This window comes from Candidatus Tisiphia endosymbiont of Dioctria linearis, from assembly GCF_964026545.1.
Taxonomy (GTDB): domain Bacteria; phylum Pseudomonadota; class Alphaproteobacteria; order Rickettsiales; family Rickettsiaceae; genus Tisiphia.
On sequence record NZ_OZ032156.1, the window covers coordinates 113,566 to 137,675 of the forward strand.

Genomic DNA, 24,110 nt, shown 5'->3' on the forward strand with positions numbered 1-24,110 from the left:
ATAAAATGTCATTGCGAGGAGCCGCTTTTACTGTTCTTCTGCCCATAAACCCATATTATATTTTTTACAATACTTGAACATAGATACAGTATTAGGATGATTTATCCCAAACTCCTTCACTTGAGACTTACCAAAAAATTTATAACTAAATAAGTTTCTTGCTTTACATGATGCTTTAGCTCCTTGACTATACAACTCACTAACTTGTGCCACATTTTTACGATTATCTCTATATACATAATAATATATGCTGTAAGCTTTATTATATGATTCTATTGCTTCTTTTATCTTATCTTGAGCAAACAAAATATTACCTTGTATTACGTAGCTCAGTGCTAGACCTATATCTTCTGAATAATCTGCATCTTTAGGATTTCTACGCTCATCGGTTAAAAATATAGAGATAGCCTGTTTAACATGATATGAGGTTTGGTCTAGCTTATTCAGTCCTAATTCACTTCTTGCCATCTCGGCATAAATAGTACCAAGTATTTCAAGAGACTGTATTTTGTAAGTTTTAAACAAATTATATACTTGTTTAAGTTGAGCATATGCTTTTGGGTATTCTTTAAGATAATTCAATATTAATGCTTTAGCTATATAAGTATACATAAGAATTAGGTCATCAGTATCTAATCCACTTTTAATAAATGTTTCTATAGCTTTATTATTTTGTTCTAATGATTCAGTATATTTTCCTTGTACTAAGAATAACCTTGACTTACCATGATGTATACAACCTAAATCACTTTTATCTATTAAACCTTCATTAAACATTTGTTCTATAATTTGAATATCTTTTTCTGCTTCTTGAACCTGTCCTAATGCAAGATTAGATATCATTATATTATAGAATAAAGTCCATTTTGAAACTTCATAACCTTTTACATTACTATTATAAAATATTTCTTTCGCTTTTATAAAATATTTTATTGCCATCCTATAGTTAAGATAATTCGCATAATACGCACCTATTTTTTGCATATATTTTAGATATGTATATTTCTCGTCATTGCTCATTAACCATAATTTAAATTTTCCTTGTTGATTAATTTTATTAAACCACTGAATATTTTTCTCTAGCTTATAATAATTAAGAGAATTATTATATTGAGTTGCCAATTGACTATTAAGTTGCATAAGTTTATATATACTTAAATTATATTTTTTTGAATTTCTTAAAATTATTTCAAAATTTTCTTCCATAGTTTTAGCGCTTCTAAAAATACGGGATTTTATTACACTCTTTGGCACATATCCAACTAATTTAGTAATGATATCTTCTAAATAGGCTTTATTATTACTAGCACTCTCAGATATTTTCTGAGCAATAACATCGTGCATTTCAAAGATCGGATTAATTTCATGTAGCTCAATGTTAGATATTAAAGCAAATTTAGATAATTGATAGAGATCATCATCAAGAGTATTTTGATTATCCGTAATAATTTTTAAAAGTTCTTTCGAGAAACCTTGATTATTTATTAAGGCTATTCTATTTAGTAATTTTTTAGCACTTGGCTTTAACTCATTGATAACTAATGTAATATTTAATTTAATTTTGTCTGTTGATTGGTGTATCTTTTCCTTATACTCTTTTTTACCTAAACCTTGTACATTGTTTAATAATTGTGCACCTTGTACTATCATGATAGGATAACCAGCAAATTCTTTGCTCAAGAATTTTGCTAATTTGATATCGTTATTTTCTAGAAGATTATTAGCTAGAATAATGGCTTCACTTTTTTCAAAGACAGTCATTTTGATTATATTAGGTAATATTTCACTATCTTGGGAACAAAATATAACCTGTCCATTATGTTCCCAATCAACGAACTATTGAACTTTTTTATTTTCACTTATCTTTAAGTTATCGAATACCAACAACCATTTATCTTGATTCAATAAATAGTTCATTATTTCTTTTCGTATTAATGTTATATCTTCTGATAATATTAGATTAGATTTATCAGTACTATTAATAGCTTTTGCTAGCTTTAGCAACTCTTCATTAATATCTAAATTACAGTCAATAAACCAAATAAGTTTGTAATTATTTTGATTCTCATAACAATACATTCTAGTAAGTTGTGTTTTCCCCATACCACTGGTGCCTACTATGCTTGTTTGTCTGTATTTAGTTAAATTATTCTTGAGTAGATTTAGTTGTTTGACATGGTTGACAAAATAACTAACTGGTGTCACAAAATTAAATATTTGTTGTTGAGCAAATGAAGTATGCGGTATTATTAATAACATTAATATTATAAAATATTTATTCATTTTATTCTTTTTTTTTTGTATTTATTTACTTACCTTACACATACCCCACAACTGTCAAAAGTTAGAAGGTAGAAAGGTTTTAGAGGGCATCATGGCAGTTTAAAAGTTACGGAAAAATAACCGTGTCATTACGAGGAGACATGAGCCAACGAAGCAATCCATTTTTTTTTGTTGTTTTTATGGATTGCTTCGACTACTACGTAGTCTCGCAATGACGTTGGAAGCTAAAATCGTCATTGCGAGGAGGTATAGCCGACTAAGCATCATTCCCGCCTAGGTGGGATGACATAGCTGTTTTTCTACATATGCTCATCAATCACCGGAACAATACCTTGGAGATACGTCTCTATCTGGGCTGTGTCACGAACTGCACAATAATTTTTGTAATAGTCAGCTGCGTAAGGTATGGAGGTCATTATAGATAAATCATTTTGAACTTTTACTAATGCAGCTGCATTGGGTGCACAAAGGTAAGCTTTTATAAAACATGCTACCTCTCCTTGAACACCGTGGACTAAGTTCACATAGTGGGAAAATTCTACTAATTTTTTAGCAATGCTTGGATTCTTATGGTTAAAATTGTGTGTCTTAGATAAGTACCAATACCCTACTTCATGATTACCTGATTCATATAGGGACTTTAAAGTTTCCTCAGCAACATCTTTATATATATCATGATTATAAGCAGCAGCCTCCCCAAACTCATTTGAAGCTTGCTCCTTCTTTCCTAAAGACAAGAGAATCTTACCTTTAGATAGAAAGAGTTCAGCTTGCTGTTTAAGGTTGTCCGTTTTACTTTTAGCAGCAGTAAGAGCAGCAAGCTGTATATCTGTATCTGTTGTTTTTTCTGCTATTGTTTTTAATAACTGATAATTCTCTTCAGAAGTTGCCCTTAAATTTTTACAAGATTCAATACAACTATTATAAAGCTCTAGTTCACTATATTTCTTAGCTAATAAACTCAAAACTTTATTATCCCTAATGCCCCTATATGCCTCTGGAGATATTGTAGCAATTTTACCACAAATTTCTTCAGCTTTTTCTTGGTTGTTTAAAGATAAAAATCCAGAAGCTAAGACCTCCAAAGTTTTTACATCATTAACGGTTTCATATACATTAATGCCTTTCTTAATAGCATTATCACAATCTACTATAATTTGCTTCATAGTATCTGTTTTGCTTGAAGTAATAAACTCCTTTACATTTTCTAGTATAGTTGTTTTAAGAACCTCAGCGGCAGCAGTCTCAATGGCGGCGATATCGGCTGCTACTTTAAAAGGATCCGGATATAGGTTGCTATTGGAGACAGGCTTATTGGAGACAGGATTCGTGACAACAGACTCATATGGAGGCAAATCTGAAAGAAGAGAGTCACTGGCTGTAGTTTCTTCTTTAACAGATGAACCTTGACCTTGAGTTGCCTTTACCGAAGGAGGCAAATCTGAAAGAAGAGGAGCACTGGCTTTATATGGACCTTGATCGTGTAATGTCGCTAGTTGTTTAGTTTTTTCATCTTCGATTTGGGCTAGTTGTTGATTTTTTTGAGCTGCGAGTTCAGCCGTAAGTTTAGCTGTTGCGGCTTCTAGTTCAGTGTTAAATTGGGTTTCTACATTGATTACTTCAGCCTTAGCTTGAGTATTAACAAGTTTCGCACCAAGTTTTACTTTTGCCTTTTCCAGTACCTTAAGTTCTTTTTGTACTTTTTGTTGTGCCGGAGTTAAAGTAACAGTTGGAGATACCTGTGCCTTTTCCTGCGCCTCTTCCTGTTTTTGTTTAGGGGTATATTGTTCAGCAAGAGTCCCAGCTTCTGCAGCAAGAGTATTGCAGTTATTCTTGAGTATATAATCAGCACTTTTAGTATTTTCAGTATTTTTAGTAAATACAATTTTATCAGATATATTTTGCAATGCAGTTTGTAAATCTTTATACATACCACAAATAGTTTTATTACCTTCAGGAATTTGGGATGAAGAAATTTTTAATTTAAACTCATTAAAAGCTTTTATGTATGCATCTGCTTTGTTTTGTAAACTCTCAAAGGAGTCATCTTCTTCTATACAGTTTAAGTATAACTTAAATACCTTAAGACTATTGCCCTTTTCCCGTAAATACATCGTCTCATTATAAGCCTCTGTATATTTTTTATTTTTTAAATGTGATTCCACTTTTGTCCGAACAGTTTCTTGTAAATAGCTGTATAGTTCAAGATATTCATCGTTAACAATTTGTCCATTTTTCTTCATTTCTGCATATTTTTTAGCTGATGGTTCTAGTTCCAATATAAATTTATCTGTGTTAAGCCTATCTGCTGTACGCATATCTAATAAGTATTTAAGTACATCTTCCTTCTTACCTACTCGGACAGCACTAATAGCTTGACACTTGTTTAAGTCAAAAGATAGTTTTGTTTTGATCTTATCTGAAAGCGAATAGTCCTTGATAGTTTTAACTAAACTATCATATATGCTCTTACTTGATTTATATTCCGATGAATCAAGAGGCTCATTAATTTTTGTTATATTGCCATTTTCTTGAAGAAATTTAATACGACCTTCAAGGATTGTTTGTAGCCCTGTCATAAAGTCATCTGCATTAGTACTAGTATTTTTCTCCCACGCCTTTAAATATGTACTTGCGTCTTGACCTGCTCGGAAGGCAATAATGGCTTGACACTTGTTTAAGTCAGACAAAAATGCGGCTTTGTCAGCAGGGGATGAAAATTGCTTGGTGTGTGTTGCCTTGTACTTAAGTGCGTTATATTCCTTCAGGGCGTCTGAATAGTTGTCTAGAGGGGTGTTAACTATAGCTATATCACCAATCTTTTGGAGACGATTAAGCCTGTTAATCAAGCCTTCTATTTTGAATGTTATAGAATCTGAGTCTACGCTATCATTGTTCTCATTTTGGGTCTTAGACATAATATCCTCTCATATATTCATTATAATTATTATTTAGTAACAGATTTTTGCATAACTTTACTAATTGTAAGGTAATTTTGTTGTCAAAATTAAGCAAAAAATCATACTAAATATTTTATTAGTGGAAGTTCTTTGCTTAATTTTTTTTCCAAATTTCTCTTTCAATAAAGCTATACAAGGAACCTATTATTTAAATTAAGACAGATTTGTAAGTAATAATCAAGTAATATTAAACACTTTTTCTTAAAATATAGACAATAATTAGTAACTTTTCTGTAATTTATGATATTTTTGCAAAATCTAAATTATTCAAGTGATTTACAGTGTATATCAAAACTTTCTTCCACTAAGAGAAAAAGTAATTAAATTTCAATATTTTTTGTAAACTGCTTCGTTATCCTCCAGAAAATAAAAATTATAAAAAACTACAATTTTTATTGAAAATATGATAAACACTTATGTGCAGTTAATCCGATTAGCATTGTACCAAATTCACATACGTCATTGCGAGCGAACGTACGTGAGAGTGGCAATCTATGAGGCTCATCATATGGATTGCTCTTCGTCAGCTTACGATTTCCTCGCAATGACGGCTAATGATGTTGGGTAAAAGTTATATTAATACTAAACTTAAAGAGATTTTAAATGGCTTATATTATTGGTAATACAGGTAAATGGCAATATGTGATAGGCGTTGAGATACATGCCCAAATTTCTTCAAAATCCAAACTTTTCTCTGGTAGTTCTAACGAATTTGCCGCTCCCCCTAATTCACAAGTATCTTTGATTGATGCAGCAATGCCTGGAATGTTACCAATGTTAAATGAATATTGTGTTCATCAGGCAATTAAAACTGGTCTTGGACTTAATGCGAAAATTAATCTTAATTCAAGATTTGATCGTAAAAATTACTTTTATCCTGATCTACCGCAGGGTTATCAAATTTCCCAATTTTATCATCCAATTGTCCAAGAGGGCTATTTGGATATAGTAACTGAACAGAAAACAACCAAAAGAATTAGAATTAATCGTTTGCATTTAGAACAAGATGCTGGTAAGTCCATTCATGATCAATCAGCTCATTATAGCTTCATTGATTTAAACCGTTCTGGTGTAGGATTAATGGAGATTGTTACTGAGCCAGACCTTGATTCGCCGGAAGATGCAGCAGCATTTGTTCGTAAACTCAGGACTTTGTTAAGATATATAGGAAGTTGTGATGGTGATATGGAAAAAGGCTCATTACGTTGTGATGCTAATATTTCGGTTAGGCTTCCTGGGGCTCCACTTGGCACAAGGTGTGAGATCAAGAATATCAATTCGATTCGTAATATCATGCGAGCAATAGAGTTTGAAGCAAATAGGCAAGTAAATTTAATTGAAGATGGGCAGACAATAATACAGGAAACTAGATTATTTGATGGAGATACTGGGGAGACTAGAACGATGCGTCTAAAAGAAGAAGCTCATGATTATCGATATTTCCCTGACCCAGATTTATTGCCAATAGTTATATCTGAGGAGCTAATAGAACAATTAGCTCAAGAGCTACCAGAATTACCGGATGCAAAAATTCAAAGATATATGACAGAGTATAGTTTAAATGCTTATGATGCTGAAGTTTTGGTAATTGATGAACAGGTGGCAGGTTATTTTGAAGCAGCAGTTAGCTTATGTAATCCAAAGATACTTGCTAATTGGATTATTAGTGAGTTATTTGGTCAGCTTAATAAAAATTCCATTAGCTTAAGTGACTGTAAAATTACCCCAAAAATGCTTGCTCAAATGGTGAAGCTAATAGAAGATGGGGTAATTTCCGGCAAAATTGCCAAAGTAGTTTTTGAAACTATGTTTGAAACTGGACAAGAACCGGAAAAAATTATTGAAGAAAAAGACTTAGTGCAAGTGTCAGATAGTGGTATACTAACTGCTATAATTGACAGAATATTGTTGGAAAACCCGGACTCTGTTGATTCTTATAGAAGTGGTAAAGATAAATTATTTGGTTTTTTCATTGGACAGGTAATGAAAAAAACTGAAGGAAAAGCAAACCCTAACCTAGTGAATGATTTATTAAAGGAGAAATTACAATAATTAAAATATTAGGTATTGAATCAAGTTGTGATGATACTGGCGTAGCAATAGTTACCTCAGATAAAGAGATTTTATCAAATATTGTTATTTCCCAACACCAAGAGCATAAGGCTTTTCAAGGGGTGGTGCCGGAAATCGCTGCTAGGTCACATTTGCAAAATTTAGAAAAAGCAGTTAGGTATGTTTTAGATGAAACTCATCTTGAACTATCTAATATAGATGGAATCGCAGCTACTTCCGGCCCTGGCTTGATAGGTGGGGTGATAGTTGGCTCAATGTTTGGCAGAACAGTTGCTAGCGTTTTAAAAAAGCCATTTATTGCAGTTAACCATTTAGAAGGACATTTACTTACTGCCAGATTAACCAATAAGGCTGAGTATCCTTATTTATTACTGTTGGTTTCGGGAGGACATTGCCAGTTTGTTGCTGTTCAAGCGTTGGGTAAGTATAAAATTTTAGGACAAACTATCGATGATTCGGTAGGAGAATGCTTTGATAAAGTAGCTAAAATGCTGAATTTACCTTTCCCTGGGGGAGTAGAAATTGAGAGAAGAGCAAAGTTTGGCAACCCATTTAAGTATATTTTGCCAAAGCCTATTATTCATCAAGCTGGCTGTGATATGTCATTTTCAGGTTTAAAGACAGCAGTACGGATATTAATATCCAAATTACAACCTATAGGTGGTCAAGAAATTAATGATATAGCAGCCTGTTTCCAATATGTAGTTGGAGAAATCTTGTCAATAAAAATGCTTAATAGCTTTAAAATGTATGAGGAATTTATCGGTAAGTCGGCATTACTACAAAACACTTGCGTACTTGCCGGTGGAGTTGCCGCTAATACTTATTTGAAAATTATACTTAAGCATCAAGCAGAAAAACAAGGATATGTACTTTTAGTACCACCAGCACATTTATGCACCGATAATGCTGCTATGATCGCTTATGCTGGGCTAGAACGGCTGCAAAATAATCTTACTAACTCACTTGATTTCTGCCCTAGAGCAAAATGGAGCTTAGAGGATTTATATAGCTAGCCAAGTATATACGTCATTGTGCGAGGAGGCTACTCTGTAACACTTCGTCATTGCGAGAAGCCGCTTTGCGGTGATGCGGCAATCCAAAAAATGGTCAGGAATGGATTGCTTTGTCAGCTTACGCCTCCTCGCAATGACACCAGAATGTGGATTGCCACGCTCACATACGTTCGCTCGCAATGACGGGGTGTTACAGAGCAGCTCCTCACTGACATACATTTAAGGAGTTATAACAATATCAAAAGCCTATTCGGGTTGTTATATTAGAATTTCTTGGCAGAAATTAGTTGTGCTTACTATAAAATTTACTATAATAAATTATTTAGAAAGCTTTGTAACTAATCAGAATAAGTTTTAGATATCCTAGGTGTCATTGCGAGGAGGCATGACCCGACGAAGCAATCCAAACATTGATTAGAAATGGATTGCCACGACCACTACGTGGTCTCGCAATGACGAAGATGTTATCTAGAACATTAACGGGTTAGCTTTATCTTAAGGGCGGATATTACGTAGACGTAAGGAGGGTTATGTATAGAATTAACTTTATTATTATAATCTTATCTTTCATACTCACAGGATGTTTTCCAGCAATTTTTACTGCAACAACTAGTTCTACTATCGCAGCGGCAAAAGATCAATCAATTTCCGAAACAATTGATGACATAAAAATATCAACGAAGATCAAAGCTTCTTTCATGAAAAATAATTTCAGGGAATTATACACTAAGATTAAGGTTGAGGTAGAACAGGGTAGGGTGCTACTTACTGGAACCATAGACAAAAAAGAAGAGGCATTAAAAGCTGTAGAACTTGTCTGGGATATAACAGGAGTTAGTGAAGTTATTAATGAATTGATAATAGATAAAAAAAGTGATCATTTTGACTTAGTGCAATATACTAAAGATGCTATAATTACTAGTCAGATTAAAGCTAGGACTTTTATTAAGCGAGATATAAAATGGGTAAATTACACTATTGTTACAGTTAACAATATAGTATATATATTTGGTTTAGCAAGGTCTGAGGAGGAGTTAGAAATGGTCACTTCTATTGCTTCTCAGATTAATGGGGTGGAAAGAGTAATCTGTCATGTTAAAATGAAGGAAACTAAAAAGATTAATAATGAACATGATATAAATGAAAGTGAAATTTAGACCTATTCTTTTGTTGCTAGTTTATTGTATAGGACTTAGCTCTTGTTCTACTTCACCAAAGACTAGCCTATATAGCAAATTATCGAAGGAAGATCCTAAAAATATTCATTATAAGGGACATTATAAGATAGGCAAAAAATATACTATTAAAGGTAAGACTTATAAGCCTAAGGAAAATGTTAATTGCAATGAAGTAGGTATGGCATCTTGGTATGGTTTCAAGGATAATACCCATGGAAAAAAAACAGCCAATGGTGATACCTATAATAAACATATGCTAAGTGCAGCTCATCGTAGTTTGCCGTTGCCTAGTTTGGTCAAAGTTACTAACTTAAGTAATAATAAGTCCCTGATTGTGATGGTTAATGATCGTGGACCTTTTAAAAAGAACCGTATTATAGATGTTTCAGAAAAATCTGCTGAGATTTTAGGATTTAAAAGACGTGGTATAGCAAAGGTTAGAGTGCAATATATGGGTAAGGAGACTAAAGAATTTTTGCATAATATTGCTTTAAGACCTAAGGAAAATTGTATTGCCCAAAAAAAAGTAGCCAATCCTAAATGTAGCGTTAATTGTCATATAAAATTAGTAAATCTAAAACATAAATTGACAGTTAATCCTTGATAATTTTAGGATAGTAGTGGATTGCTTCGTTGCCAGTAAACTGGCTCACTCGCAATGACGTTTGGGGTGCATCTACGTCATTGCGAGACCATGTAATGGTCGAAGCAATCCATTTTAAACACCTTTCTGGATTGCTTCGTCGGCTTGTGCCTCCTCGCAATGACGTTATCTGTCATTGCGAGACCACATAGTGAGCGTGGCAATCCAGAAAAAATAAGCAATATCACAAAAATAATGAGAACAGCTATTAGTGGATCATAAAAATCTGCTATATTTATAGTATATATAATTGAGAATATAGAGGAGTCATAGATGATTGTTCCTGGGAAATATAAACTAAACAGTACTCAATATCTCGAGTCTTATAGAAAGATATTGTTGCTTAGAAGATTTGAAGAAAAATGTGGACAATTATACGGTATGGGTCTAATAGGTGGGTTTTGTCACTTATATATTGGACAAGAAGCGATAATTACCGGTATAAAATTAGTAAAACAGGCGGGTGATAATACTATTACCAGTTATAGGGATCATGCTCATATTATTTCAGCCGGGACTGAAGCAAAATATGTGTTAGCAGAGCTAATGGGTAAGGAAACTGGTTGTTCGAAAGGCAAGGGTGGTTCAATGCATATGTTTGATGTACAAAACAAATTTTACGGTGGGCATGGCATTGTAGGAGCCCAGGTGCCGATAGGTACTGGTCTGGCTTTTGCTGAAAAATATCGAAATACTGATAATGTGTGTTTTACCTTTTTAGGAGATGGGGCAGTTAATCAGGGGCAAGTATATGAAGCTTTTAATATAGCGGCATTATGGCATTTACCGGTAATTTATATTATTGAAAATAATCAATATTCTATGGGTACTTCAGTAGCCCGTTCGACCTTTATGACTGACCTTTACAAGAAAGGGGAGTCGTGTGGTATTACCGGATTTAGAGTAAATGGTATGTCGTTAGAGTCAGTTTATGATTATGCTCGGCAAGCTGCAGAATTTACAAGAAATGGTGATGGACCAATAATATTAGAAATGGATTGTTATCGTTACAGAGGACACTCAATGTCTGATCCAGCCAAATATCGTACTAAGGAAGAAGTGGAAATCTATAAAGAACAAGATCCCTTATCACAAGTGAAAGATATAATCTTAGCTAACAAATATGCTAGTGAGCAGCAGTTGAAAGAAATTGACAAAGAGGTCAAAGATATTATTGCAGAAGCAGTTGAGTTTTCAGAAAGCTCAGCCTTACCGGATGAGAAAGAACTATATACTAATATTTATGTTGTGAATGAGTAGGAAGATGTTACAAATAACAGTACGGGAAGCTTTGCGTCAGGCAATGCAGGAAGAAATGTTGAGAGATGATAGTATCTTTATTCTGGGAGAGGAAGTTGCCAAGTATCAAGGAGCATATAAGGTAACCCAAGGATTGTTAGAGCAATTCGGGGCAAAAAGAGTAATTGATACAGCAATAACAGAACATGGCTTTGCTGGGGTGGCTATTGGTGCAGCTTTTTCGGGGTTGCGTCCAATTGTTGAATTTATGACATTTAATTTTGCTATGCAAGCAATGGATCAAATAGTTAATTCTGCAGCTAAGACTCATTATATGTCTGGTGGAATTATTAAATGTCCAATAGTATTTCGTGGACCAAATGGAGCAGCAAGTCGAGTTGCTGCACAACATAGTCAAAATTATACAGCTTGTTATAGTCATATTCCGGGGTTAAAAGTAGTAGCTCCCTATAGTGCAGAAGATCACAAAGGGTTGTTAATGACGGCTATTCGTGATGATAACCCAGTAATTTTTCTAGAGAATGAAATTCTCTATGGGCATAGTTTTGAAGTTCCAGAAATAATCGAGCCTATTCCTTTTGGGCAAGCTAAGAAACTTATTGAAGGTGATGATGCTACCATAGTAACATTTTCCTTACAAGTTAAGTTGGCTTTAGATGCGGCAAATAGTTTGCAGAATAATGGCATTAACTGTGAGGTGATTGACCTTAGAACGATCAAGCCTTTGGATATAGAAACTATATTACAATCAGTCAAAAAGACTAATCGATTGGTTATTATAGAAGAAGGTTGGTTTTTTGCCGGGGTTGGGGCAACTATAGCTAGCATGGTGATGAGTCAGGCATTTGATTATCTAGATGCTCCTATAGAAATTATCTCGGCTAAGGATGTCCCCTTACCATATGCTGTTAATTTAGAGAAATTAGCCTTACCAACTATTGAAGACGTTATTAATGCTGTGAAGAAAGTGTGTTATGTTCAATGATATTTGTAAAAAAATCATTGACGAGGCAACTATATTAAAACATAATCATCTCGATGGTCGTGCAGTTGCGTAAAAATCTATACTGGAATTTACGAGGAAAGTCCGGACTCTACAGAGATATGGTGCTGGTTAACGTCCAGCGGAAGAGTAATCTTTTAGGGAAAGTGCCGCAGAAAATATACCGCCAAATTATAATTTAACATAGTTTGGTAAGGGTGAAATGGTGTGGTAAGAGCACACCGGTAGGTTGGTAACAAGCTACGCATGGTAAACCCCACCAAGAGCAAGATCAAATAGGCACTACAGAACTTACGTGTTCCTAGGCATCTCTGGCTAGAAGTAGTGCGGGTAGATCGCTTGAGGTAAATGGTAACATTTATCCTAGATAAATAACTGCAATAAATAATAGAAATATTATCTATACAAAATCCGGCTTATAGACCATCATTTTTTATAAGACTTTTACCCAAAGGTTATTGCGAGGAGATGTTTTAGTGATGACGAAGCAATATGACAAGCTTTATGGATTGCCACGACCTACTTGCGTGGTCTCGCAATGACGCATAGGCGTTAGTTTAAGAAAATAAAGTAAAAAAGTCGTCATTGCGAGGAGACCTTAGGTCGACGAAGCAATCCAGAAAAAACGATTAAATGGATTGCTTCGGAGGCTTAAGCCTTCTCGCAATGACGCTTGAGATACCTATGCGTCATTGCGAAACTATGCAAGGGTTGAAACAATCCATTCCATAAGAATAGATTATCTCAAGGATTTTTAAGATTGTGAAAAATATTTTTTATACAGAATTTTGGCGTAAATATTATCCCGTCATTTTATGTTTCGTCTTAATGGTTTTTCATTTTTTATCAGCCTATCCTGGTGGTATGTCATCTGATAGTTTTGATCAATATCAGCAGAGTATTAGTGGAAATTATAATTCTCATCACCCATCTTTAATGTCAATAGTATGGTCGTTAATTAATCATATCCATCAAGGTCCACAATTGATGCTATTGGTAGATTTAGCATTTTTATGGGGTGGAATACTACTACTTCTGTATGCAGATCAACAAAATAAATTATAGATATTTATATTTGGTAATTGCCCTTTCGCCTAATATATTGTCTCAATCTGCAACAATTTGGAAAGATGTAGTTTTTGCCTTAGGTAGTTTCTTCTGCATAGCTACTTGTATTTTTTTTACTTATCGACAAAAAACACCACCTTTATGGGTGATTGTTGGATTATTATTGATTTGCTTTTATATTGTTGGGGTTAAATTTCAAGCTAAATTTATTGCACCAATTTTGATTTTGTTTATATTGTCAGTTTATCTTAAAACCAATATTTTGATAAGAATAACAGCTACTAGTATTATTTCCGTAATAATCATATATGGTAATATTACACTTGCTAAATATTTTTCTACAGAGGGTCATTCAGAGCAATTACCTCAATTTTTTGATGTTGCTGGAGTGAGTGTCGCCATAAATAATGATGATTTATTACCAGACTATGTTAAAGAAGACAAAAATTTATATAGTTTTGAAAAGCTCAAGGCACAATATACTGCAAGGTGGGTTGATACATTAATCTTTGGTGATACTAGGATTTATAATTCAACATCATACCCTATAAAATTGCAAGATATGCAGTCTGCTTATATAAAAGCTATAATGTACCATCCTCTAATTTTTTTAAAACATCGAATGGTCAATTTTGCTTTTTTAATGACCAAAACGCGATTCTATCGCTATGGCTTTATTGATTCTACCGAAGCTCAAAAACATAATATAGATATTAAGAATAATCACTTAAAAAAGGCGATAACAAAATATTTAAAAAAATACCCATGGATTTTAACAACCAACCTTATTAGTTTTATACTAATATTTGTTTATTTAACAGCTATTTTAACAAATAAACAATCTGATATAGTCAATTCAGGAGAATTTGGGGCTAGGAGCGATGGAGCGACACCTATAAGTAATAGGCGAGCGATGAGTGACGACGTCCCCAACTTCTCATCAATTGACTATAATCCTGAAAAAGTTATTTTAACTTATATTGTTGCTATAGGTCTTGTGTTTTCGGTAGTATTACTTTTTGCTACTATGGCATCTGATTACTGTTACTACTATGTAATAAGAGTGTTAACATTATTTAGTCTGCCAATTTATCTGAAGTTTAGACATGGAAGTAACAAATTTCATTCCCGTGTAGGTGTATAGGCGAGAATTTATAATATCTCAAGGATTTTTAAATTATGAAAAATATTTTTTATACAGAATTTTGGTGTAAATATTATCCCATAATTTTATGTTTCACTTTAATGTTTTTTCACTTTCTATCAGCCTATCCTGGTGGAATGACGGTTGATAGCTTTTCTCAATATGAACAAAGTATTAGTGGAAATTATTTTTCTCATCATCCACCTTTAATGTCAATGATATGGTCGTTACTCAATCATATCTATCAAGGGCCACAGATAATGCTATTATGGCATTTAGTATTGTTGTGGGGTGGGGTATTATTGCTTTTTTATGCTGATCGACAAAATAAATATAGATATCTTTATTTTGTAATACCATTTCTTCCAAATATATTAGCTCAATCCGGTGTAATTTGGAAAGATATAGGGTTTGGCTTAGGTAGTTTTTTTGTAATAGCTAGTTGTATTTTTTATAGCTATCATCAAAAACGACCATCTTATTTGGCAGCTATTGGACTGTTATTAGTTATTTTTTATGTTGTTGGTGTTAAATTTCAAGCACAATTTATTGCCCCAATTTTAATTTTGTTTGTATTATCAGTTTCTCTTAAAGCTAACTGGTTTATTAGGATAATAGTAACTATTATTCTTTCTTTAGTAATAATAGAGGGGAATAATTATCTTGCTAAGCATTTTTCTACGGATAGTCATGCAAACCAATTACGCCAACTATTTGACATAGCAGGAGTGATTGTTGCAATAGATAATGATTATTTACTACCAGATTATGTCAAAGAAGATAAAAATTTATATAGTTTTGAAAAGCTTAAATCCCTCTATACACCAACTTTAGTTAATGCTTTAGTTTTTGGTGATGTTCGAATTTATAATTCAACATCAGACCCTATAAAGCTACAAGAGCTGGAATCTAGTTATGTAAAAGCTGCAACCCATTATCCACTAGCTTTTCTTAAACATCGTATAAAGAATTTCATCTTATTAATGAAGAGTGCAGAGTATTATAGTGACGATTTATTTATTGATCCTAATGAAGCTGAAAAATATGGCATTTATCTTAAAAAGAATCATGTAAAAGACCTAGTGATAGCCTACTTAAAAGCATTTCCAAGGCTAATAACTAAGAATTTTATTAGCTTTATACTAATATTTGTTTATTTAGCAGCTATTTTAACAAATAAACAATCTAATAATCCTGAGAAGGTTATTTTAACTTATATTGTTGCGATAGGTCTTGTCTTTTCGGTAGTATTATTTTTTGCTACTATGGCATGTGATTACCGTTACTACTATGTCATAAGAGTGTTAACATTATTTAGCCTGCCAATTTATCTAAAGTTCAGACATTCCAAAGTGACAAAAGAGGCTATCTAGTACTACAGTTGTAGGTTGAATGTGAGTGTTCACGGAAAAAAGTTAAAGTACAAGATGTCATTGCGAGGAGCCACTTTGTGGCAACGAAGCAATCCAGGAAAGTGATTAGAAATGGATTGCCAAGACCTACTTGCGTGGTCTCGCAATGACAAGAGTACTTATTACACAATCGTCATTGCGAGGAGATGTCAGCCTTAGAATCTTATACCCTTATACAACGGTCTTTCAGACTTGTACCTTATCAAAAATCACTGAAGTAGGGATATGTATCATTATATTTAGGTTTGTTTAATTCCCCTTTTTCTTCAGTTGGTGAATCTGCTCTACCTTCTTTATCAAAAAAATCCCCTGTTGGTATTAGTGACAATTTTTCAAAAATTTCCATCCATGTTAGTTTTTCATTGGCCATAAATATTTCCTAAATATACTTACCTCAAATAATTATTATATATCATTACATATATAATCTCAATCATCTTAAAAAATATCTTTCCTAGCTAGTCTATGCTCATTCAACGATAGATTTCTTTCCGAATATGTACTATACTTAAACCATTCGAATATTACTTTAATAAATGTGGGTTCTAACTGTGGCTATTATAGATCATCAAAACTTAATATCTGTTAACATTGAAGATGAGATGAAAGGCTCATACTTAGATTATGCAATGAGTGTAATTGTCAGTAGGGCTATTCCAGATGTACGCGATGGTCTAAAGCCAGTACATCGCAGAATCCTTTATGCAATGTATGAAGCTTCTAACTACTTTAACAAACCTCATCGTAAGTCAGCGAGAATTATTGGTGATGTAATGGGTAAATATCATCCACATGGTGATGCGGCAATTTATGACTCATTAGTGAGAATGGCACAGGATTTTTCTTTAAGATTACCACTAATTAATGGTCAAGGTAATTTTGGTTCGAGAGATGGTGATGCACCTGCTGCTATGAGGTATACAGAGTCAAGACTGGCTAAAGTCACTCATACATTGCTTGAAGATATTGACAAAGAAACCGTTGATTTTGCTCCAAATTATGATGGTTCTGAGAGAGAGCCTACAGTATTGCCATCAATGTTTCCAAATCTCTTAGTGAATGGCACTAATGGTATTGCTGTGGGTATGGCTACTAACATTCCACCTCATAATCTTGGAGAAATTATTGATGCTTGCTGCCTATATGTTGATAATAATGATATAGAAATATTAGATCTTATGTCAGTGGTTAAAGGACCTGACTTTCCGACTGCTTGTATTGTGCTTGGTACAAGCGGTATTAGGTCAGCTTATTTAACGGGCAGGGGGAGTATTCTAACTAGAGGTCGGGCAGAAATTGAAGAGATTGCTAATAATAGACAGGCTATTATTATTACAGAAATACCATATATGGTTAATAAAGCTAAATTAGTTGAGAAAATTGCTGAATTAGTCAAAGAAAAACGGATAGAGGGTATCAGCGATCTTAGAGATGAATCAAATAAAGATGGTATTAGAGTAGTAATTGAAATAAAGAAAGACGTGGTAGCTGAAGTAGTGCTAAACCAAATATATTCTTATACTCAGTTACAAACCAGTTTTGGGGTGATTATGTTAGCTCTAAAAGACGGGCTACCAGAAGTTATGAACTTAAAAGAAGTAATAGCGGCTTTTGTTAATTTTAGAGAAATAGTAATCACTCGGAGAACGATATATTTATTAAATAAGGCTCGGGATAAAGCTCATATTTTATTGGGACTAATTATTGCAGTTAGTAACATTGATGAAGTTATTAGAATTATTAAATCTTCAAGTGATCCGGCAAGTGCTAAAGAGCAATTAATGCAAAGGACTTGGGATGCCTCAACTATCATAAATTTAGTAAAACTTGTTGATGATAGAGCGGTGATAGCCGATGATGGTAACTGTTATTTTACTGAAACACAGACCAAAGCTATTCTTGAAATGCGGTTACAACGTTTAACTGCTATGGAGAAGAATAAATTAGAAAATGATCTAGCAGAAATTGCTGAGGAAATTACAGGCTATACTGCTATTTTATCATCACGTGAGAGACTTCTAGAAATTTTAAAAAACGAGTTAATTAGAATTAAAGATGAATTCGCTACACCACGTCTTACTAGTATTGAATTTGGTGACTTCGATCAGGATATAGAGGATCTTATCCAAAGAGAAGAAATGGTTGTGACCGTAACATTAGGCGGTTATATTAAACGCGTACCTCTTGCTACCTATAGAGCACAGAACCGGGGAGGGAAGGGCAGGTCAGGGCTGTCAATGAGAGACGAGGATATTACTACTCAAATATTTGTTGGTAGTACTCACACACCAATGTTGTTTTTCTCAAATATTGGTCAAGTATATAGCTTAAAATTATACAAATTACCGCTCGGTAATCCTCAGAGTAAGGGCAGACCAATAGTCAATATTTTACCTTTAAAAAAAGGAGAGCATATCAATAATATTATGCCATTACCTGAGAATCAGGATGAGTGGGATAGTTTGAATATTATTTTTGCTACAAGCCAAGGTAATATCAGGAGAAATGATTTATCAGACTTTAAACGTATTCAATCAAATGGTAAAATTGCTATTAGGCTTGATGATAATGACCTTTTAATAGATGTTAAAGTTTGTAAAGATGAAGATCATGTGTTACTGGCAACAAAATCTGGTAAAGCTATAAGATTTCCTGCTAGTTCAGTTAGGGTATTTAAAAGCCGCACTTCTGATGGGGTAAGAGGGATGAGACTTGCTTCAGGCGACTATGTTATCTCTATGACCATATTAAAAGGCATCTCCTGCACTATGGATGAAAGAGAAACTTACCGATCAATTCCTCTAGAGGAAAGATTGTTAATAGCTGATGGTAAAGAATTTACTCCGGAAGAATATGGGGTAAATTTAACTAAAGAACAGATTTTGGAAATGGCACTGTCTGAAGAATTTATCCTCACTGTTACGGAAAATGGTTTTGGCAAAAGAAGTTCGGCATATGAGTATAGGATTACTAATCGTGGTGGGAGTGGTGTTGTTAATATGGATGTGTCTAATAAAACAGGCTTGGTTGTTGGCGTAATGCCGGTTAATATGTCCGATGAGTTGATGCTAATTACTAATAACGGCAAACTAATTAGATGTAAACTTGAATCGGTACGTATCACTGGACGTAATACTAGCGGGGTAATATTATTTAAAACCGAGCAAGAAGAAAAAGTAGTTTCTGTTGCGTTGATTGCTGAAAGTCCTGAAACAGAAGAAGAGAATATGCAAGATGATAGTGACGATGGGGAAGTATTGCCTGAATAGACCTCTTGCAAAACTCGCTTATGCTGAGGAATTTGTAGGAGACAAGGAACGGAGAACCGCAGCATACTTAAGTGTACGTGAGGAGCAGAGTACCGGTATCACGCACAAATTACCAGCAGAAGTAGAGTTTTGCAGGAGGTCTAATGAAGTTATCTGATTTTGATTTTACCTTACCGAGTGAATTAATAGCCCAGAACCCAGCAAAAAAACGAGATGAGTCTAATTTATTGGTAGCTGCCCCAAATAATCACTTAGTGCAGACCAAGTTTCATGATATAATCGACTATCTATGCCCTGGTAATTTAATGGTATTTAATGACACTAAAGTTATTAACACCAAATTGCTACTGAATAAAGCTGGTAAAAAGATCGAATTATACCTAAACAAGGCAATAAGTGATAATTATTGGCATGGTTTTGCCAAACCATCAAAAAGACTTGCCATTGAAGATCAGTTTGAGTTTGCTGGTAATAAGATTATTATAAGTAAAAAGCTTGGAATGGGACAAGTTGAGGTGGCTTTTGCTCTAGATAATATCTCAATTTTTGAGTTTTTAGAGAAATATGGTGAAATTCCGCTACCTCCTTATATAAAAAGGGGAGAAAGGTTACCAAAGGACGCTAATCTAGAGGATGATATAGGCAATTCAGAAGAATTTGACTATAATAGATATCAAACAGTTTATAGCAATAACCCTGGAGCAGTAGCCTCCCCAACTGCAGGGCTACATTTCTCCGAACAGTTGTTGGCATTAGTTAAAGCAAAAAATATTGAAACTGCCTTTATTACCTTGCATGTTGGGGCAGGGACGTTCCTACCAGTTAAAACTGAAGATATTGATCAACATCAAATGCATTCAGAGTATTATCATATAGATAAAAAAACTGAAGATATGATTAATAAGGCAAAAAAAGAAAATAGACGAATAATAGCCGTCGGCACTACCACCTTACGAGCATTAGAAAGTAACGCCATAGCAAATAATGGGCAAATAACAAATGGTGGATTTGAAACAGACATTTTTATTAGACCAGGATTTAAATTTCAAATTGTCGATATGTTAATTACCAATTTTCATTTGCCAAAATCTACATTATTCATGTTAGTTTGTGCATTTGCTGGCTATCAGGAAATAACTAATATCTACAAATATGCTATAGATCAAAAAATGCGGTTTTTTAGTTATGGTGATGCAACGCTTCTTTATCAGCTACACCGTCGCGAGGAGTGCGTAAACCTCAAACGTCATTGCGAGAAGCTACTTTAGTAGCATTGAAGCAATCCATATGACAAGTTTTATGGATTGCCACGACCTACTTGCGTGGTCTCGCAATGACGGTTTCTCAATTATTGTTTTCTTAAACTGACGTTTATGCACAATGACGCTATCGAAGTGATTAATTCACAATATCATCTGACTTAATATCCCATAAGTTTAAATGTTCTCCAATCACCGAAAGTACGTCTTCATTTAGACTGAATAAACCTTTGGTATCAGAATTATTTTCAGGTTGGGGAGTTTTAAATACTCCAGTTAAAGAAAACAAATTATAGTTTATATACGAATTAAGTTGCGTCAAAACCTTTTCTGGGTTTATAGCTGGGTTGACTACTTCTAACATCTTAGATAACAAATCTTTGTTAGATTGTTGATAAAATTTTAAAGCAGATAGATGTTTGGGGTTAGATGTAACATCAAATTCCCCAACAAAAGATTCGAGGTTATTATTAACAAACTTTGCTAACTTGTATAGGGGGTTTAGGTTGTACTTACAGGATTCAAGAGTAGATAAAAATGATGCTTTCTCAGATTCCTGCATTCCTTCACCAGGACTAAGATAAAAATGTCCTGTAATAATCCTAGGATTACTATCTAGCATATCATAAATGTGCTGGATACCAGCCGCTGTTATCTCGTTATTATTCCCAACTATAGTAACATCAGTAACTGTCTTATTCTTCTTTAGACTGTCCGTAAAGACTAAAATTTGATCATCAGTAAGCTCTGAATTAGAAAAATTAACGCTAGTAATAGTTTTATTATGTTCTAACGCTAGAACAATAGCTTTAATACCCTCATCTCCTATATTATGGCAGCTTAAAATAAAACTCTGTAATTGTTTTACTGTAATTGTTTTATTGTTTTTTAGCATTTTAGCAAATGCTTCTGCCACTTCATCTCCCATAGGTTCATATCCCGTAGGTTCATATCCAGAACTGCTACAATATGATAGTGTAGTAACTGTTTCATTTGTTTCTAATACTTCAGCAATCCTTTTTATTTGTTCCTTTCTAATTACCTCTCCTCTACAGGGTATAATATGATTACCTTGCTTGTTAAAATTAGTGCCACTAATAACAAACTATTTTCCATAATATATATTATAGAACTATTGTATACAAATAAGTTTAAGCTAGGAGCGTAAAATAAGCAATTTACTATCACCATATATTTTTTCTTTAATCGTTTCTAAAGAATCATCTGTAAGATGCTCATTTTTAGCAAATTCAACGACAATAATTGTTCCATCTTTTAACCATTGACCTTTTTTCAAAGCATTTACTGCCTTTGATACAAGATTTTGATAGTATGGTGGATCAATAAAAATTAGATCAAAGCTGTTTTTACATTTTGGCAAAGCTGTAGCATTGATATTTAGGAAAGTCATTTTATCCATTTCACCTATTTTACTAGCAAATGCTTTTGCTGCCCGCAAATAATCAGCATTTATATCAATTACTGTAATATCCCCTGCTCCTCTAGAACAGCTCTCAAAAGCTAAGCTACCAGTGCCGGCAAATAAATCGAGAACCTTAGAATCCTTGGTAAATAACCTACCATCACTAAATTCTCCTGAAGTTAATATACTAAAAATCGCTTCTCGAATTTTGCCAGTAGAAGGACGATAATTAGAGTTTTTTAAGGTGGGTATTATCCGGTTTTTATGTTTGCCGGCGATAATTCGTATCATAAAAATTTCTTAAATTTCTCAAATGGCATTTCTTTATACTGATTTGGTTGCAAATCACCTAATATAAACCCCCCATAACTAATTCTAATTAACCGGTTAACACTTAGACCAAAATATTCAAATATCTTCCTAATTTCACGATTTTTGCCTTCAGTCAAAATTACTTCAAACCAACAATTAGTTTTTCCTGATTTTATTAATTTAATTAATTTAGGATCATAACGTATTTGATCAATCTCTATATTTTTATAATTTTTAAGCAACAGGCTTGGATTACCATGGGCTCTGACTTTATATACACGTTCGAGTTTGCTTGATGGTAGCTCAAACTTCCTTGCTAAGTCACCATTATTGGTAAGTAATAGTAACCCTTCACTATTGAGGTCTAGTCGCCCTATTGAAATTACCCTAGGCATATTCTGTAATACCAGATTTTCAAAGACAGTTTCTCTACCATAATTATCTTTATGTGAGGTAATTAAGCCAACAGGTTTGTAATATGTCCATAAACGCGGAGTTTGTTGTTGATCTATTACTTTTCCTGATACTTCAATAATGCTAGTATTATCAACCAAGGTGGCAGGCGAATCGATAATCACCCCATTTACCATTACTTGACTATTTTTGATAAGCAGCTCTGCATCACGCCTTGAACATATCCCTGCATTACTAATCGCTTTTGCTAGCCTTTGTGTACTATCCTGTTTCAAAAAAAACAATCCAAATATAATTTAAGTAGTTTGGATTACCGTGCCGTCACTAATTCCCAAGCGTCATTGCGAGGAACTAGTTTAGTAGCGACGAAGCAATCTATTTCTAATCACTTTATGTTACCACAATTCATTACCTACAGCAATTTATTGTATAAACAAGTATATACTATTCCTGGAATACCCCCTTCCCTATTTGTTTCGTATCCTCAACATTGCTAAAAGCAGTAACAAACTGGTGAACATCTGTATAAAAAATATAATACTACTAAATTCTGGCAAAAATATAACCATCATAGGTTGTAATAAAATTGCTATGCCACTTGAAAATAAGGTTATCCTGATACAGGTTTGCCAAGAGGATTTAGGACCAAAATAGTTAGTTAACAAATATACTAAGATGATAATAAAGCTTTTTTCAAATAAAATTGTTGCAAAACGAAAAACTATTATTATCGGCATTAAAATGTAAATAAATATCTTTGGTGCTTGTATTAGGGTTTTGGCAAAATGCTTTTTAATGACTTCTTCAGTGAGAATCTTTTGATCAGGAGTAAATAATTTAGAATATCCTATACTGAACATGCTCTTTTTTTTATCGGTTATTTCTACTGTAGTAAGGGTTATATTGTTACTACCAAACAGGATAGGAATTTTAATTTTATCACTATAAGATAATTGATTTTTTGAGTCTATAACCGCAAGCTTATTACCATTCTCATCAAGTAAATATATAGGTTCATCCTGATCAACTAAAATTTTATTACCATCATAATAGATTTCCGGTAATTGTTTTAATATATGTTCAATAGTTATAGTGCCTTTTGTTAAACGATTCTCAGTAAAGTAATCGGTGAGGACTAACAAGTAATTAAATATAACAATACAATAGATTAATGATGATATAAAAGACACAGCAAATATATACTTAATCCCGTATCCTTTATATGACTTATAAACATCTTGGTAGAAATTTACTGAACTAATTGATAACCATAATTGATGCAATAAAGTGCTAAACCATGAGAAAACGGATAATAGTTTTGTTGTCATAATATCTATTTTGATGTAGATTCATAAAAAATTTTTTATCAATATCTTTTAACACAAAATTAATA

The 24,110-nt window shown here is 33.4% G+C and carries 19 protein-coding genes, 1 other RNA gene and 1 pseudogene; 13 read left to right on the forward strand and 8 right to left on the reverse strand.

The window, feature by feature from the left end:
* Positions 1-27 precede the first annotated feature (27 nt).
* The 3 genes from AAGD42_RS00585 to AAGD42_RS00595 form a co-directional block, all read right to left on the reverse strand.
* Positions 28-1,761, reverse strand: a complete 1,734-nt coding sequence (locus tag AAGD42_RS00585; RefSeq protein WP_341752858.1) for a tetratricopeptide repeat protein — start codon at positions 1,759-1,761, stop codon at positions 28-30.
* 75 nt (positions 1,762-1,836) lie between these two features.
* Positions 1,837-2,283 carry a hypothetical protein gene (locus AAGD42_RS00590; RefSeq protein WP_341752859.1) on the reverse strand — a complete coding sequence of 149 codons (447 nt, stop codon included), beginning with the start codon at positions 2,281-2,283 and terminating at the stop codon, positions 1,837-1,839.
* A gap of 299 nt (positions 2,284-2,582) precedes the next feature.
* Positions 2,583-5,201 (reverse strand): hypothetical protein, encoded by a 2,619-nt coding sequence (locus AAGD42_RS00595; RefSeq protein ID WP_341752860.1) that lies wholly within the window; start codon positions 5,199-5,201, stop codon positions 2,583-2,585.
* A 645-nt stretch (positions 5,202-5,846) separates the two neighbouring features.
* Here AAGD42_RS00595 and gatB point away from each other — a divergent pair.
* The 10 genes and pseudogenes from gatB to AAGD42_RS00645 all read left to right on the forward strand — a co-directional run bounded on the left by gatB (position 5,847) and on the right by AAGD42_RS00645 (position 16,001).
* Positions 5,847-7,295 carry an Asp-tRNA(Asn)/Glu-tRNA(Gln) amidotransferase subunit GatB gene (gene gatB / locus AAGD42_RS00600; protein ID WP_341752861.1) on the forward strand — a complete coding sequence of 483 codons (1,449 nt, stop codon included), beginning with the start codon at positions 5,847-5,849 and terminating at the stop codon, positions 7,293-7,295.
* On the forward strand, positions 7,292-8,332 hold the full coding sequence (tsaD, locus tag AAGD42_RS00605) for a tRNA (adenosine(37)-N6)-threonylcarbamoyltransferase complex transferase subunit TsaD (RefSeq protein WP_341752862.1): 1,041 nt from the start codon (positions 7,292-7,294) through the stop codon (positions 8,330-8,332). The genes gatB and tsaD overlap by 4 nt, the downstream gene beginning before the upstream one ends.
* A 530-nt stretch (positions 8,333-8,862) precedes the next feature.
* Positions 8,863-9,489, forward strand: a complete 627-nt coding sequence (locus AAGD42_RS00610) for a BON domain-containing protein (protein ID WP_341752863.1) — start codon at positions 8,863-8,865, stop codon at positions 9,487-9,489.
* Positions 9,490-9,493: 4 nt separating this feature from the next.
* Positions 9,494-10,114, forward strand: a pseudogene (locus AAGD42_RS00615) (septal ring lytic transglycosylase RlpA family protein); the annotation flags it as partial.
* A gap of 312 nt (positions 10,115-10,426) precedes the next feature.
* Positions 10,427-11,413 (forward strand): pyruvate dehydrogenase (acetyl-transferring) E1 component subunit alpha, encoded by a 987-nt coding sequence (gene pdhA / locus AAGD42_RS00620; RefSeq protein ID WP_341752864.1) that lies wholly within the window; start codon positions 10,427-10,429, stop codon positions 11,411-11,413.
* Between the two features lie 4 nt (positions 11,414-11,417).
* The gene (locus tag AAGD42_RS00625) at positions 11,418-12,398 is read left to right on the forward strand and encodes a pyruvate dehydrogenase complex E1 component subunit beta (protein ID WP_341752865.1); all 981 of its coding nucleotides are present in this window, start codon (positions 11,418-11,420) and stop codon (positions 12,396-12,398) included.
* A 49-nt stretch (positions 12,399-12,447) separates the two neighbouring features.
* An RNA gene (gene rnpB, locus AAGD42_RS00630) (RNase P RNA component class A) lies at positions 12,448-12,851 on the forward strand.
* A gap of 327 nt (positions 12,852-13,178) precedes the next feature.
* Positions 13,179-13,481: a hypothetical protein gene (locus tag AAGD42_RS00635; RefSeq protein WP_341752866.1), complete on the forward strand. Its 303-nt coding sequence runs from the start codon at positions 13,179-13,181 to the stop codon at positions 13,479-13,481.
* A complete protein-coding gene (locus tag AAGD42_RS00640) occupies positions 13,456-14,628 on the forward strand; it encodes a palindromic element RPE2 domain-containing protein (protein ID WP_341752867.1) in 1,173 nt (390 codons plus the stop codon). Before AAGD42_RS00635 ends, AAGD42_RS00640 begins: the two co-directional genes overlap by 26 nt.
* Before the next feature lie 35 nt (positions 14,629-14,663).
* Complete coding sequence (locus AAGD42_RS00645; RefSeq protein ID WP_341752868.1) at positions 14,664-16,001, forward strand: hypothetical protein; 1,338 nt, start codon at positions 14,664-14,666, stop codon at positions 15,999-16,001.
* 241 nt (positions 16,002-16,242) lie between these two features.
* On the opposite strand, the gene AAGD42_RS00650 is transcribed toward AAGD42_RS00645, so the two are convergent.
* The gene (locus AAGD42_RS00650; protein ID WP_341752869.1) at positions 16,243-16,410 is read right to left on the reverse strand and encodes a hypothetical protein; all 168 of its coding nucleotides are present in this window, start codon (positions 16,408-16,410) and stop codon (positions 16,243-16,245) included.
* Between the two features lie 181 nt (positions 16,411-16,591).
* Between AAGD42_RS00650 and gyrA the strand changes: the two genes are divergently transcribed.
* Genes gyrA through queA form a run of 3 tightly spaced genes read left to right on the forward strand, consistent with a single transcriptional unit; the run spans position 16,592 to position 20,577 of the window.
* Complete coding sequence (gene gyrA / locus AAGD42_RS00655; protein ID WP_341760743.1) at positions 16,592-19,309, forward strand: DNA topoisomerase (ATP-hydrolyzing) subunit A; 2,718 nt, start codon at positions 16,592-16,594, stop codon at positions 19,307-19,309.
* Positions 19,287-19,466 (forward strand): palindromic element RPE1 domain-containing protein, encoded by a 180-nt coding sequence (locus AAGD42_RS00660; RefSeq protein WP_341752870.1) that lies wholly within the window; start codon positions 19,287-19,289, stop codon positions 19,464-19,466. Before gyrA ends, AAGD42_RS00660 begins: the two co-directional genes overlap by 23 nt.
* A complete protein-coding gene (gene queA, locus AAGD42_RS00665) occupies positions 19,453-20,577 on the forward strand; it encodes a tRNA preQ1(34) S-adenosylmethionine ribosyltransferase-isomerase QueA (RefSeq protein ID WP_341752871.1) in 1,125 nt (374 codons plus the stop codon). The genes AAGD42_RS00660 and queA overlap by 14 nt, the downstream gene beginning before the upstream one ends.
* A gap of 130 nt (positions 20,578-20,707) precedes the next feature.
* On the opposite strand, the gene AAGD42_RS00670 is transcribed toward queA, so the two are convergent.
* From AAGD42_RS00670 to AAGD42_RS00685, 4 genes are all read right to left on the reverse strand, one after another.
* Positions 20,708-21,496, reverse strand: coding sequence for a hypothetical protein (locus tag AAGD42_RS00670; RefSeq protein WP_341752872.1), 789 nt, complete (start codon positions 21,494-21,496; stop codon positions 20,708-20,710).
* A 228-nt stretch (positions 21,497-21,724) separates the two neighbouring features.
* A complete protein-coding gene (rsmD, locus tag AAGD42_RS00675; protein ID WP_341752873.1) occupies positions 21,725-22,282 on the reverse strand; it encodes a 16S rRNA (guanine(966)-N(2))-methyltransferase RsmD in 558 nt (185 codons plus the stop codon).
* Entirely contained in the window at positions 22,279-22,992 is a 714-nt protein-coding gene (locus AAGD42_RS00680; RefSeq protein WP_341752874.1) for a pseudouridine synthase, read from the reverse strand. Before AAGD42_RS00680 ends, rsmD begins: the two co-directional genes overlap by 4 nt.
* Positions 22,993-23,184: 192 nt before the next feature.
* Positions 23,185-24,045, reverse strand: a complete 861-nt coding sequence (locus AAGD42_RS00685) for a DUF1189 family protein (RefSeq protein ID WP_341752875.1) — start codon at positions 24,043-24,045, stop codon at positions 23,185-23,187.
* Positions 24,046-24,110: the final 65 nt, after the last annotated feature.

Excerpts from the sequence above, each read along its gene's own strand:
- AAGD42_RS00645 (WP_341752868.1), top strand. The coding sequence starts at position 14,664 with ATGAAAAATATTTTTTATACAGAATTTTGGTGTAAATATTATCCCATA.
- AAGD42_RS00670 (WP_341752872.1), bottom strand. The coding sequence starts at position 21,496 with ATGGGAGATGAAGTGGCAGAAGCATTTGCTAAAATGCTAAAAAACAAT.
- pdhA (WP_341752864.1), top strand. The coding sequence starts at position 10,427 with ATGATTGTTCCTGGGAAATATAAACTAAACAGTACTCAATATCTCGAG.
- AAGD42_RS00650 (WP_341752869.1), bottom strand. The coding sequence starts at position 16,410 with ATGGCCAATGAAAAACTAACATGGATGGAAATTTTTGAAAAATTGTCA.
- AAGD42_RS00625 (WP_341752865.1), top strand. The coding sequence starts at position 11,418 with ATGTTACAAATAACAGTACGGGAAGCTTTGCGTCAGGCAATGCAGGAA.
- AAGD42_RS00660 (WP_341752870.1), top strand. The coding sequence starts at position 19,287 with ATGGGGAAGTATTGCCTGAATAGACCTCTTGCAAAACTCGCTTATGCT.
- AAGD42_RS00685 (WP_341752875.1), bottom strand. The coding sequence starts at position 24,045 with ATGACAACAAAACTATTATCCGTTTTCTCATGGTTTAGCACTTTATTG.
- AAGD42_RS00590 (WP_341752859.1), bottom strand. The coding sequence starts at position 2,283 with ATGAATAAATATTTTATAATATTAATGTTATTAATAATACCGCATACT.
- gatB (WP_341752861.1), top strand. The coding sequence starts at position 5,847 with ATGGCTTATATTATTGGTAATACAGGTAAATGGCAATATGTGATAGGC.
- AAGD42_RS00640 (WP_341752867.1), top strand. The coding sequence starts at position 13,456 with ATGCAGATCAACAAAATAAATTATAGATATTTATATTTGGTAATTGCC.
- queA (WP_341752871.1), top strand. The coding sequence starts at position 19,453 with ATGAAGTTATCTGATTTTGATTTTACCTTACCGAGTGAATTAATAGCC.
- AAGD42_RS00585 (WP_341752858.1), bottom strand. The coding sequence starts at position 1,761 with ATGACTGTCTTTGAAAAAAGTGAAGCCATTATTCTAGCTAATAATCTT.
- AAGD42_RS00610 (WP_341752863.1), top strand. The coding sequence starts at position 8,863 with ATGTATAGAATTAACTTTATTATTATAATCTTATCTTTCATACTCACA.
- rsmD (WP_341752873.1), bottom strand. The coding sequence starts at position 22,282 with ATGATACGAATTATCGCCGGCAAACATAAAAACCGGATAATACCCACC.
- AAGD42_RS00595 (WP_341752860.1), bottom strand. The coding sequence starts at position 5,201 with ATGTCTAAGACCCAAAATGAGAACAATGATAGCGTAGACTCAGATTCT.